The 11,771-nt window shown below is 58.1% G+C and carries 11 protein-coding genes and 1 tRNA gene; 6 read left to right on the top strand and 6 right to left on the bottom strand.

The genetic code is table 11. From position 1 onward, the window contains the following. Window positions 1-7: 7 nt before the first annotated feature. The 3 genes from radC to sthA all read left to right on the top strand — a co-directional run bounded on the left by radC (window position 8) and on the right by sthA (window position 3,027). Window positions 8-835 (top strand): RadC family protein, encoded by an 828-nt coding sequence (gene radC / locus AC1DV9_RS18795; protein ID WP_112387997.1) that lies wholly within the window; start codon window positions 8-10, stop codon window positions 833-835. Between the two features lie 93 nt (window positions 836-928). Then, on the top strand, window positions 929-1,519 hold the full coding sequence (locus AC1DV9_RS18800; RefSeq protein ID WP_477949667.1) for a dual specificity protein phosphatase family protein: 591 nt from the start codon (window positions 929-931) through the stop codon (window positions 1,517-1,519). Window positions 1,520-1,620: 101 nt separating this feature from the next. Then, a complete protein-coding gene (gene sthA / locus AC1DV9_RS18805; RefSeq protein WP_112387995.1) occupies window positions 1,621-3,027 on the top strand; it encodes a Si-specific NAD(P)(+) transhydrogenase in 1,407 nt (468 codons plus the stop codon). A 22-nt stretch (window positions 3,028-3,049) separates the two neighbouring features. Here the strand turns inward: sthA and AC1DV9_RS18810 are convergent, their stop codons facing one another. The 5 genes from AC1DV9_RS18810 to AC1DV9_RS18830 form a co-directional block, all read right to left on the bottom strand. After that, window positions 3,050-3,577: a PAS domain-containing protein gene (locus tag AC1DV9_RS18810; RefSeq protein WP_310299018.1), complete on the bottom strand. Its 528-nt coding sequence runs from the start codon at window positions 3,575-3,577 to the stop codon at window positions 3,050-3,052. A gap of 179 nt (window positions 3,578-3,756) precedes the next feature. Further along, window positions 3,757-5,235 carry a trigger factor gene (gene tig / locus AC1DV9_RS18815; protein ID WP_477949668.1) on the bottom strand — a complete coding sequence of 493 codons (1,479 nt, stop codon included), beginning with the start codon at window positions 5,233-5,235 and terminating at the stop codon, window positions 3,757-3,759. A 177-nt stretch (window positions 5,236-5,412) separates the two neighbouring features. After that, window positions 5,413-5,497 (bottom strand) — tRNA-Leu (locus tag AC1DV9_RS18820). Window positions 5,498-5,650: 153 nt separating this feature from the next. Continuing rightward, window positions 5,651-6,241, bottom strand: a complete 591-nt coding sequence (locus AC1DV9_RS18825; protein ID WP_477949669.1) for a GDYXXLXY domain-containing protein — start codon at window positions 6,239-6,241, stop codon at window positions 5,651-5,653. Then, window positions 6,238-7,341: a DUF2157 domain-containing protein gene (locus AC1DV9_RS18830; protein WP_477949670.1), complete on the bottom strand. Its 1,104-nt coding sequence runs from the start codon at window positions 7,339-7,341 to the stop codon at window positions 6,238-6,240. The genes AC1DV9_RS18825 and AC1DV9_RS18830 overlap by 4 nt, the downstream gene beginning before the upstream one ends. An 852-nt stretch (window positions 7,342-8,193) precedes the next feature. On the opposite strand from AC1DV9_RS18830, the gene AC1DV9_RS18835 reads away from it, so the two are divergent. Continuing rightward, window positions 8,194-8,340 (top strand): DUF1127 domain-containing protein, encoded by a 147-nt coding sequence (locus AC1DV9_RS18835; protein ID WP_112387991.1) that lies wholly within the window; start codon window positions 8,194-8,196, stop codon window positions 8,338-8,340. Window positions 8,341-8,634: 294 nt separating this feature from the next. Further along, window positions 8,635-8,778 (top strand): DUF1127 domain-containing protein, encoded by a 144-nt coding sequence (locus tag AC1DV9_RS18840; protein ID WP_074061123.1) that lies wholly within the window; start codon window positions 8,635-8,637, stop codon window positions 8,776-8,778. Window positions 8,779-9,056: 278 nt separating this feature from the next. Here the strand turns inward: AC1DV9_RS18840 and AC1DV9_RS18845 are convergent, their stop codons facing one another. Next, a complete protein-coding gene (locus AC1DV9_RS18845) occupies window positions 9,057-9,824 on the bottom strand; it encodes a helix-turn-helix transcriptional regulator (RefSeq protein WP_112387990.1) in 768 nt (255 codons plus the stop codon). Between the two features lie 860 nt (window positions 9,825-10,684). On the opposite strand from AC1DV9_RS18845, the gene AC1DV9_RS18850 reads away from it, so the two are divergent. Beyond that, a complete protein-coding gene (locus AC1DV9_RS18850; protein ID WP_477949671.1) occupies window positions 10,685-11,725 on the top strand; it encodes a fibrinogen-binding protein in 1,041 nt (346 codons plus the stop codon). The last annotated feature ends 46 nt before the right edge of the window (window positions 11,726-11,771 follow it).

Genomic DNA, 11,771 nt, shown 5'->3' on the forward strand with positions numbered 1-11,771 from the left:
AACGAAGATGGCGAAAGGCCCGGTTCTGACTTCCGATGACGAACTGCCTTTCGACGATTTGCCTGTCGGCGAACCGGATATCGACGAGCGCCTGTTCTTTGCCGAGCAGCCCGCAAAACCCTCGATGGCGAAAGCGGCTTCAGCACCGCCTGCCCTTGGCGGAGAGCAGCATTATCACGGCCACCGCGAGCGGCTACGAAACCGCTTCCGCGAAAATGGCGACGGGGCGCTGGCCGATTACGAAATCCTGGAGCTTCTGCTTTTCCGCCTGATCCCGCGGCGCGACACCAAGCCGATCGCCAAAGCCCTGCTCGACCGCTTCGGCACGCTCGCCGCCGTCTTCGGCGCGCCGGCCGGGCTGCTGCAGGAGGTCAAGGGCATCGGCGAGACGGTGGCGCTGGATCTCAAGCTGATCGCCGCGGTGGCGCAACGCACGCTGAAGAGCGAGTTGCGCAACAAGCAAGTGCTCGGTTCCTGGTCGTCGGTGATCCAGTATTGCCATGCGGCGATGGCGCACGAAACCCGTGAGCAGTTTCGCATTCTCTTCCTCGATAAACGCAACGCGCTGATCGCCGACGAGGTGCAGGGGCGCGGCACGGTCGATCACACGCCTGTCTATCCGCGCGAAGTGGTGAAGCGCGCGCTGGAGCTTTCGGCAACCGCGCTGATCCTGGTCCACAACCATCCCTCCGGCGACCCGACGCCTTCGCGCGCCGATATCGATATGACGAAGATGATCATCGATACGGCAAAGCCGCTCGGCATAACGGTTCACGACCACATCATCATTGGCAAGGACGGCCATGCCAGCCTTAAGGGGCTCAGGCTAATCTAGCTACCATCACAGTTTCCTTCAGGTGTCTGTCAGCTTCGACTTGCAAAGAGCGCATGCTGCTCTTTTCGCAGCGCGACCCGAGCTTGAGATTCGATGACACCGAGATTTCCGCGCCTGACCATTTCCCCGATCGCCAAACGCATTCTCAGCCTCACCGGCCTGCTCGTGCTGCTGATTGGCGGCTACTATGTCCATCTGCTGGCGACGAACAATTTCCACGCCGTCGTGCCCGGGGAAGTCTATCGCTCCTCGCAGCCTTCCGCCTCGGCGATCGCCCGGCTGGAAGGCAGCTACGGCATCAAGACGATCCTCAATCTAAGGGGCGAGAACGGCAGCAAGAGCTGGTACGACAGCGAGATCGCCCAATCGAACGCGCTTGGGATCAAGCATATCGATTTCAAGATGAATTCCTCGAGGGAATTGACGCCTGAACAGGCTCTGCAGCTCATCGCCATCATGCGCGACGCGCCGAAGCCGCTCCTGATCCATTGCCAGGCAGGCGCAGACCGTACGGGGCTCGCTTCGGCGCTCTATCTCGCTGCCATCGCCGGCAAGAGTGAAAAGGTCGCGGAGGGCCAGCTGTCGCTGCTTTACGGCCATATCCCCTACTCGTTTTCGCATGCTTTCCCGATGGATATTACCTTCGAGAAGATGGAACCCCTGCTTGGCTTCGGTAATTCTTGATACCAGCGCCTTAAACCATCTGTAACATTGACCAGCTACCGGTGAATGCGCGACATTTTTGCGGCGCAATATTTGATTCCTCTTCCAGCCGGGGCTGAGCCATGTTCCAGTACGATCTCGTTGTTGTGGGCAGCGGCCCCGCAGGCCGCCGTGGCGCCATTCAGGCAGCCAAGCTCGGCAAGAAGGTTCTGGTCATCGAACAGGGCAAGCGGGTGGGCGGCGTCTCCGTCCATACCGGTACGATCCCGTCCAAGACCTTGCGCGAAACGGCGCTCAATCTCTCCGGCTGGCGCGAACGCGGCTTCTACGGCCGGGCCTATCGCGTCAAGGACCAGATCAGCGCAGAGGACCTTCGCCGCCGCCTGCTGATCACCCTTGATCATGAAGTCGAAGTCCTGGAACATCAGTTCGCCCGCAACCGCGTGCAGCATATGCGCGGCAAGGCGAGCTTCATCGACGCCGCGACGCTGCAGGTCGTCAAGGATGACGGTGAAACGATCCAGGTCTCCGCGGCAAGCGTGCTGCTTGCTGTCGGCACCAAGCCGTTCCGGCCCGATTACATGCCCTTCGACGGCAAGGCGATCATCGACAGCGACGAGCTGCTCGATATCGAGGAACTGCCGCGCTCGATGGTCGTCATCGGCGCCGGCGTTATCGGTATCGAATATGCGACGATCTTCAGCGCGCTCGACACCGCCGTGACCGTCATCGATCCGAAGTCGACAATGCTCGACTTCATCGACAAGGAAATCATCGAGGACTTCACCTATCAGCTGCGTGACCGCAACATGAAACTGCTGCTCGGCCAGAAGGCCGACAAGGTGGAGAAGCTCGACAATGGCAAGGTGCAGCTGACACTCGATAATGGCCGCCACCTGGTCACCGACATGGTGCTGTTTGCCGCCGGACGCATGGGTGCCACCGATACGCTCAACCTGCCGGCCATTGGCCTCGAAGCCGACAATCGCGGCCGCCTGAAGGTCAATCCGGAAACGTTCCAGACCTCGGTACCGAACATCTATGCCGCCGGCGACGTCGTCGGCTTTCCGAGCCTTGCCTCGACCTCGATGGAACAGGGCCGCATCGCGGCACGCGTCGCCGTCGGCGCCGTTGCCAAGGAGCCGCCGAAATACTTCCCCTACGGCATCTATGCCGTCCCTGAAATCTCCACCTGCGGCCTGACTGAGGAAGAGATGAAGGAACGCGGCATTCCCTATGAATGCGGCATCGCCCGTTTCCGCGAGACCTCGCGCGGCCATATCATGGGCCTCGATACCGGCCTTTTGAAGCTGATCTTCTCGCTGAAGACGCGGCGCCTGCTCGGCGTCCATATCGTCGGCGAAGGCGCCACCGAGCTCGTTCATATCGGCCAGGCCGTGCTGAACCTGAAGGGTACCGTCGAATATTTCGTCGAGAACACCTTCAACTATCCGACGCTTGCCGAAGCCTACAAGATTGCAGGCCTCGACGCCTGGAACCGCATGGGCGATATCAAGTCGGAGCTTTAGAGCGCTTCCCGGCTAAGCCGGCTCAATTCGCCAGCAAACCATCTGGTTTCATCCAGTCGAGTTCGCCAAGCGCCGCCTGCAGGTGCTTGGCAACAGCGTGGTTACCTTCGCGAACGGCGATATCGTAGGCCGTGAGGCAGTATTTCACCAATGGCTTGGTCAGCATCGGCTCATCGGACACCGGACAAATGATGCCGGCATAGAGCGACGGAATGCCCGCCTTGTCGCGGAAGCAGCGGCCAAAGACCATCACATAGCTGTAGCGACCGTCAGCCTGGCGCGTCCTGTAGCTCTGCTGCTCCGGTTCGCCTGTCGCGATCGATTCGTGGATGGCCGCAGCCACATTCGCGCGGTCTTCCGGATGAATGCGCTCGATATAGATATCCAGCGGCAGGCCGTGCTCGGTCTTGACGTAATCAAGGCCGAAAAGCTCAGCGACCGCACCATCGGCATAGAGCAGGTTCGCCACGATATCCCAGGTGAAAAAGCCGGACTCTGCCGCCTGCCAATCGGCCTGTTCGGACTCAATGGCGCTGTTCTGGAAGGCCAAGATTTTCCCCTTTGCACATCGTCGCAATCCAGAAGTGTAAAGGATCAGCTTCACACTGCAAGGCACTGATTAGCAAATATGAAACTTCTTCACAGCTCGGAGTCAGGACGCTCGATGACAAACAAAAAGGCCCCGCCGCAAGCGGCGAGGCCTTCGAAAATCCATAAGGGATCAGCCGATTATTCAGCGTCGCCTTCGGAAGCCTTCTTCTTCGGAGCAGCCTTCTTCTTCGGAGCTGCTTCTTCACCTTCGGAAGCTTCAGCCTTGGCAGCTGCCTTCTTCTTCGGGGCGGTCTTCTTGGCGTCCTTGTCGGAGCCTTCGCCTTCTTCGTCGGCGAGCAGCTCTTCCTTGGTGACCTTCTTGTCGGTGACGTCGATTTCGGTCAGCAGATGGTCGATGACCTTCTCTTCGAAGATCGGAGCGCGGATCGAAGCGGCTGCACCCGGCTGGCTGCGGAAGAACTCGAGGATCTGCTTTTCCTGGCCCGGATACTGGCGCAGCTGTTCGTAGATCGCACGCTGCATTTCGTCTTCGGAGACTTCGACGCCGGCCTTTTCGCCGATTTCGGAGAGAACGAGGCCGAGGCGGACGCGGCGTTCAGCGAGCGTCTTGTACTCTTCCTGCGCCTTGTCTTCGGTCGTGCCTTCGTCTTCGAACGAGCGGCCCGACTGTGCGAGGTCGTTGTTCACCTGGCTCCAGATGCCGTTGTACTCAGCGTCAACAAGCGACTTCGGCGTATCGAACTTGTACATCTCGTCGAGCTGGTCGAGGATCTGACGCTTGACCTTCTGGCGGGTCAGCGAGCCGTACTGCGATTCGATCTGGCCGCGAACGATTTCGCGCAGGCGGTCAGCCGATTCGAGGCCGAGCTTCTTGGCCAGTTCGTCGTTGATTTCGGTTTCGCCCGGAGCAGCAACGTCCTTGACGGTGACGTCGAAGGTGGCTTCAGCGCCAGCGAGGTTCTTGGCCGGGTAATCGGCCGGGAACGTCACGGTGATGGTCTTTTCGTCGCCAGCCTTGGTGCCGACGAGCTGTTCTTCGAAGCCCGGGATGAAACGGCCGGAGCCGAGAACCAGTTCGGCGCCCTGATCGGTGCCGCCGTCGAAGGCAACGCCGTCGACCTTGCCGACGTAGTCCATGGTGATGCGGTCGCCGTCAGCAGCCTTGCCCTTCTTGGTTTCGTAAGAGCGGGCGCTCTCGGCAACCTTCAGGACCTGTTCGTTGACTTCGTCGTCGGAGATATCGACGACTTCGCGGGTGATCTTGATGCCCTTGGTGGACTTCAGTTCGATCGGCGGCAGGACTTCGTAGGACAGCGTGAATTCGAAGTCCTTCTCAGCGGCGAGGATCTTCTCGGCTTCGTCCTTGTCTTCGGTCATGGCGATTTCCGGCTGGGTAGCGGACTTCTCGCCACGGCTGGAAAGGATCTGGGTCGGCTGTTCGCGGACGATCTCGTTGACGAGGTCGGCCATGATCGACTTGCCGTAGACCTTCTTGAGATGAGCCGGCGGTACCTTGCCCGGACGGAAGCCGTTGATACGGACCTTGTCCTTCACGTCGGCAAGACGCTCGTTCAGCTTGCTTTCCATGTCCTTGGCCGGGATAACGACCTTGATTTCGCGCTTCAGCCCTTCAGCGAGCGTTTCGATAACCTGCATGTCTTCCTACCTTCATTTCGTTGGCGGCCGTGCCCAGACGCCTTCGTTTCGATGAGCACGACGCCGGACAATTTGGCCGCGCGTGGCTTTGTTCTTCAAATTCCAATACATCCCGCCGTTAAGGGGGACGGCGCCATCCTGCCGGGTAATCGGGATATCCCGCCTGCAAGCCAGCTTTGGTGCGGGTAGAGAGACTTGAACTCCCACGCCTTGCGGCACCAGAACCTAAATCTGGCGTGTCTACCAATTTCACCATACCCGCGTTCGCAAAACCGCATGCATATGCCTGCGCATGAGGCCTTCCGGAGCGCGGCGTCTCTATATCACCCGATTTGGTAGAGGCAAAGGAAAAATGAAGGCCGGATGACAGCGATCAACCGCCCGGCGAGCGGCAATCCACAGGCCTCTCCTCCAATCAGTAAAGCGGCTCCTCATAGGCTGCCTTCCCATCGACGAGCAGGCTCCTGATCTGCGCCGTTCCATCGGCCGAAACACGGGCCGCAACCGAGACCTGACCATCCTGCCGGGCCTCCTCAAGTGGCTTGCCCTCGCCCTCAGGAACATAATAGCGCTCGATGCCATACTCGACGCGCATGCTGTCGCCGCCGGCCGGGCCATAACTATAGAAAGGCTGGCTTCTGATCACCGCGCTGCCGCTCTCTTCCGGCAGCGCAGAGAATGACGATTCGGCGACGTTCCAGAAGCCATCGGCCTGCGGCTTCAACCGCACCCACAGCACCTGTTCGCCGGCGGCAGATGGAAGCCCGCCCTTGACGCTGCTGACCGGCACGGAGGAGATGTCATAGTTCAGGACGACGTAATCGCCGCGCAGGAAGTCGCGCGGATCGACGGGCGCAGTCTTGAGGACGACCTCCGCGCCGCCGCGCAGAATAGCAGCACGGCTCTCTATGATATAGCCGAGTACCGCGGTCTGCAGACCGGCAGCGACAAGCGCCGCCACCATATAACGCCTTGCCGGATTGCGGCTCGAGACGATCGCGCTCATTGGGCCACCTCCGCCTTTTTTCCACCGAAGCGCCGTTCCAGCCGGATCACCAGCCAGGCGACCAGAGCAACGAAGACGCCGGAGAGAAGGAAGAGACTGGATGTGCCAAGGATCGAGCCGACCGTCTCCGATGCCAGATAGAGAACGTCGGCTGCGAACATCAGATAGGCCAGATAGCGAACGGCACCGTTATCCCGGCCCTGCAGCGCGATTGCCAATACGGCGATGGCCAGCGTGACCAGGCTGAGAACGACAAGCGCGCCGCCTTTCTGAAGTTCTATATTGAGCAGCAGCAAACCGACGGTGGCGATCAGGAATGCGTAGAAGGCCGGCGCAGCCCCCGCGGCCTTGATGAAGGCGGAATTGCGTAACGGCGGCAGGCTGACGGCCAGGAACACCGCGAGACCGCAGACCACATACGCTGCGGCCAGCCAGAAATCGTCGTGCAAGGTATAAAGCCATGCCAGCCAGCCGACCACCAGGAAGTAGGCAAGGTGGCGTGACCGGCCGGCGTCGGTGTAGCGAACCAGCGCAATGAGGACGACGCTCATTGCCAGCGGCGCCCAGGCGCCGGCACCGACCCAGCGGGTGTCGTAATTGCTGAGATAGACACCAAAGGACGCCCAGGAGAGAAAGCCCGCGATTGCCGTTGCCGGACCCGAGCGGAAGAGCGCGGCCGAAATGGCAGCGATGGCGAACCAGAGATACATGACCGTCTGCTCGTCGCCGGACAGATGATACATCTGCCCGATCAGCGATATGGCCCCGCCGAAGCTGAGGACGCCGACGACAAGCAGCGCATTGGCTGCGGCAATCGCGCCGCGGGCAAACAGGGCGGCAGCGCCGAGATAGGCCATCCAGATCACCGCCAGGATCGCGCCGGCGCGCACCAGCCGTGGAATGGCCTCCCAGTTGGACGCGACGAGCAGCAGCAGGGCCGCACCCAGCAGGACAGCGGCCAGTACCATCAGCACCCGGCCGAGACTGAAGCTCGCCGGACGGCTGTCATATTCCCCGAGCAGCAGTTCGGCAGTCGCCTCGGGGATTAATCCCTTGCCGACCCACACCGAAAGATCACGCTCCAACCTGCCTCGATACATATCAGCCTCCGCCCCCGTGATGGCATCCCTTAGCGTTATCGCCGGTGATCCGGTTAGGCAATCCCGCGCTCGAAATGCAAGAAACGCCCTGCATGAACTTGGTGCACTTCTTAACCGACAATTAACGCCAATGTTCTAATATATGGTCATTGTAGAAAGGCATGCACGATGCGCATAGCCACTATGAAAATATTGCACTGCAAAATAATGATTAGTCATACTATTTAGATCTTCAAGAAGCGCGGGCGTGGCAGCCCGGCCCGGTTAACCGGAAGCCTGCGGATATGATGTCCGTATAAAGAATTCGGAGATGCGCACTCCTCCTCCCAGCGCACTCCGATAGACTGACAACACTCCTCCTCCCAGTTGTCAGTCACCTACATGACGCCCACCGGATCCTCCCCCGGTGGGCGTTTTGTTTAACGGGTGGTTAAACGATTAAATCAGCCGGAATGCATATATGCCGCTTGATGTCTGCGGATGGAGCCGGCGGCGCGCGAGAAGCTATAGATACATATCCTGCCGTAAGCCGGAAATGTTGAGCGCTGCCGCGGCGGCGCCTACTCCGGGCATCCGGCCTCCCTTTGCGCGCCTCGAAAAACACTCTCAGCCGCAGCTGGCGCCGGACCACCGGCAATAGGCACGCTGGGGAATATCATTCTGCCTATTCATTGACCAGAAAGCGGCAAAATCATGTAATTCACGGCGCCAGACCTGCGCAAAGCGCATAGGTGACTTGAAATCTTGTCTCTATTCGTTCTTTGCGGCGCAGCATATATTCAGCCCATCAAATGAAAGCCAGCGCGGATAGGCTGCAGCTGGCAGATGCGAACCCTCGGAAAGGGGATCAAAATGAACATTACTCGCTCTTTCAACAACTGGCGCAAGTACCGTCAGACCGTTAGCGAACTCGGCCGCATGAGCAACCGCGAATTGCACGACCTCGGCATCGACCGGTCGGAGATCCATCGCGTCGCTCGCGAGGCAGCCGCCCGCTAATTCAGGCGATCAGCGTCCTCCCAAGCTGATCTCCTTCTCAAAACGCCCGGTGCTCACGCAACGGGCGTTTTCTTTTGTCTGAAATTTACACTTTCGTAAGAGTTGCAGATAAAAAGGCTCAATTTAGCCGCTCAAAAAATCACACCTGCGCATTTCGCGGGCAGATCATTGCACAAACGCATAGCAGATGCCTTTTCTTTGCACTGCACAATATGACAGAGATCCACTATATGAATGTCCAAGCGCAGAGACGGCGATGACGCCGGCCGCGAGACACTTCTAAGGATGAAGACAATGAACCCGATCCGCATTGCAAAGAGCTGGATTAGCTACCGCCGTACGCTCAACGAACTCGGCAACCTGTCCAACCAGACCCTCTCCGATATCGGCATCAGCCGCTACGAGATCCGTAACATTGCATCCCGTTCGTTCCGCTAATCAGCGGCGAATGCGATACACCCAAAACGGCGCCGTTAGGCGCCGTTTTCGTTTTCAGGCCTGTTCCCAAGCCGGCAAGTCGCCGGTGCTCACCGTTGAACAGCCGCCCGTTCAAACGAACGCGGATTCATCAGATTCTTTGTGATTGAAAATTATTCGCGATTTGCGCTTCGCCTGGCTGCGGACACGCGCATCAGCGCATCGACGTCTGCAACGCTACCGGCTGGAGAAGCCGCGCTGTTTCGCGCGGCCTGCTCATTGATCATATTGACCGGTAATCAGTTCCGCCATCTTCCCGTCGGATTGTTCGCTTCGCTGCTGAAGAACCGCGAGGCTGCTTCGGTGCGATTGCGCACATTCATCTTCTTGTAGATGTTGCGGACGTGAACCTTGACCGTGTTCTCCGACAGATGGAGTTCATCGGCAATGATCTTGTTCTGCGTGCCCTTACAGATCAGATCAAGGATCTGCACCTCGCGCGTCGTCAGGGACGACATATCGCCCTGTCTCAGCCGCATCGCCCCTGCCCCGGCCACCGCAACGGAGCGTGCCTCGTAAAGCGAGCGCTCAGGTGCCTGGTTGGTCAGGCGGTTCAGCAGTGCCGACGGGAAATGCTCGCCACCCTTCATCAGAAGATCGACAGCTGCCATGAACACGTCGAGCCTTAGATTGAGCGGCAGGACGCCATCGATGACGCGGGCCTCGACGAGCCGGTTGATATAGGGCTCCATCATGTCGATCGCTTCGACGACGAGACCGATCGATGTCGCTGGATGATTTTCCCTGACAGTCGCCAGAGCATCGCTGAGCTCCGTTCCGGTAATGTGGTAGAAGAGAACCAGCGTGGCATCGTTGGCATCATTCTGCAGCATGGCCTTGGAATAGCCCCTGCTGATGACTTCGCAACTCGGAAACTTCTTCGCCAGCGCCTCGACGAGGCATTCGGAGAACAAGTCGGCATTCGCAATGACAAGTATTGTGTCCCCGGCGGGACCGAACTTTCGGCTCTGATCGGCATCACCAGTCTTCGACGCAGTCATGAACATTTACGCCTCCCCATAGCGTTACACGTTACAAATGCTTTGAGTGATACTTCCGGGCGGCCCGGACGGGCACCCCTCGTAATTCCCGTCTTCATTAGTTAGCCATTTCTTAATTATGGTAATACGAAGTTCCATTGAAGGAAATGGCCCAAACGGGTTAGTTTTTGTAAATATACAATGACATTTCCTATTGTTCTGGTTGTATCCACCCCATCCTAGATAACTTATGGGGTATATAGTCGGTTATTTTTGGTCCTTTATGGTATTTTCGAACCAATAGTAGGTGCGTCGTCTTTTTCACTCTTTTGGACAGCGCCAATTAACCGGAATGTTACTTATGCAAGACTTTTGACTTAGAGGTGGAGCGAAACGAAGCGGCCCAATTGCCCGCAAATGGGGGTGGCTGCATGCGGTTTCATTGCCAGCGAACAGAGGTCATCTTGAAACGCCTTGATCAGTCCGGGCGAGCCACAGTGAGTTCCAACGCGCTAGCCCGAATTGGTATCTAGGAAGCTCGGTTCTTCTCGGTCAAAGTCGTATTGTCGCTCAATTGCGGCACCGGAAACGCGGAATATCCCCTCGCGACTGCGATATCTCTGCTTTTCCATTGGGGCAACTCAAACAACTGAAAGCATGAAGTCTTCAATCACATGATTGCGGAGCTAGATCTGTGCGTCCTTGTACTGAGTTACGCGCAATCCAATACATCAGGTTTGGCCAACAAACCGGAATTGAACCGCAGATGACCAGGTAATGCATACATCTGCATATGAGTAATCAGTATCGGAGTAAGCGCGAGTAAAATCCCATTTGAGATGAGAGGGATTTCGCACACTGCTCCGAATTCCTTTGGAGGAAGCGAAATGAGCCAGAATTATCAGCCGGGCGGCGACACCGAGACCAATAACATCGGTGCGCTTGCAGACGGCTTCCTGGGCAATACCGCAATCAATGATCCGGACACTTCGGATAATTCCACCGCTTATATTGGCGGCCTCGCCAATGGCGACAATCGTGACAACACGACCAATACCGACAACAGTGATAATAGCGATAACAGCGACAACAGTGATCACAGCGACAACAGCTCGGATATCACCGTCGATGCGACGCTCGACCTGCTGAACGGCAACAATCGCGACAACAGCTACGATTGGGACTACGACAGCAAGACCACGAATACGACGACCAACACCAACATCAACGATGCTGATACCAATGTGAAGTCCGACTATGACTGGAGCTACGACAGCAAGTCGTACAGCGACAACGATATCAACACGAAGACCGACACCGACATCAAGACTGTCACCGATACCGACGTCAAGACAACCACGACATCGGACAGCTTCAACACGGCTGACAGCTTCAACAAGACCGACAACGACACGACGAACACTGCCGACAGCTTCAACAAGACCGATACCGACTTCGCGACCATTCACGACGTCAAGGACTTCGATAATCTTGGAGTGGCCGGCAACGACGTCAACTTCAACCTCGGCGACAACTTCTCCTTCACGCTTGACATCGACAACATCCTGAACGGTGCCTTCAACAACGGCAACGCCTTCAGTGCCGTCCAGGCAAACCACCTGGCGGACCAGGACACCTCCTGGGGCATGAAGATGGATGCTTCCAACGCCGACAACAAACTGTCGGTGGATGGCGGTAACGCACATGGCGCTGACGGCATGGACCTCAGCCATCATGGCGGCTGGACCGGCGGCGCAGGCGACGACGTGAACGGTTCGAGCGTTGCGGACGCATCTGCGATCCTTGCGAATTCGGGCATCCACATGGAGCTCGTGCAGGGCGCGAACATGCTCAGCAACACGTTCGATGCGATCGGACATGACTCGCATACCACGGGCCAGGACTCGCACGACGGCGGTGCCGCGTAACCTCAAGCAAAGTCCAAGACCTGCTGCACCGGCGTTCGCGCCGGTG

This window comes from Rhizobium sp. 01L410, assembly GCF_056400165.1.

Excerpts from the sequence above, each read along its gene's own strand:
- AC1DV9_RS18835 (WP_112387991.1), top strand. The coding sequence starts at position 8,194 with ATGAACATTACTCGCTCTTTCAACAACTGGCGCAAGTACCGTCAGACC.
- AC1DV9_RS18825 (WP_477949669.1), bottom strand. The coding sequence starts at position 6,241 with ATGAGCGCGATCGTCTCGAGCCGCAATCCGGCAAGGCGTTATATGGTG.
- radC (WP_112387997.1), top strand. The coding sequence starts at position 8 with ATGGCGAAAGGCCCGGTTCTGACTTCCGATGACGAACTGCCTTTCGAC.
- AC1DV9_RS18850 (WP_477949671.1), top strand. The coding sequence starts at position 10,685 with ATGAGCCAGAATTATCAGCCGGGCGGCGACACCGAGACCAATAACATC.
- tig (WP_477949668.1), bottom strand. The coding sequence starts at position 5,235 with ATGCAGGTTATCGAAACGCTCGCTGAAGGGCTGAAGCGCGAAATCAAG.
- AC1DV9_RS18840 (WP_074061123.1), top strand. The coding sequence starts at position 8,635 with ATGAACCCGATCCGCATTGCAAAGAGCTGGATTAGCTACCGCCGTACG.
- AC1DV9_RS18800 (WP_477949667.1), top strand. The coding sequence starts at position 929 with ATGACACCGAGATTTCCGCGCCTGACCATTTCCCCGATCGCCAAACGC.
- sthA (WP_112387995.1), top strand. The coding sequence starts at position 1,621 with ATGTTCCAGTACGATCTCGTTGTTGTGGGCAGCGGCCCCGCAGGCCGC.
- AC1DV9_RS18845 (WP_112387990.1), bottom strand. The coding sequence starts at position 9,824 with ATGTTCATGACTGCGTCGAAGACTGGTGATGCCGATCAGAGCCGAAAG.
- AC1DV9_RS18830 (WP_477949670.1), bottom strand. The coding sequence starts at position 7,341 with ATGTATCGAGGCAGGTTGGAGCGTGATCTTTCGGTGTGGGTCGGCAAG.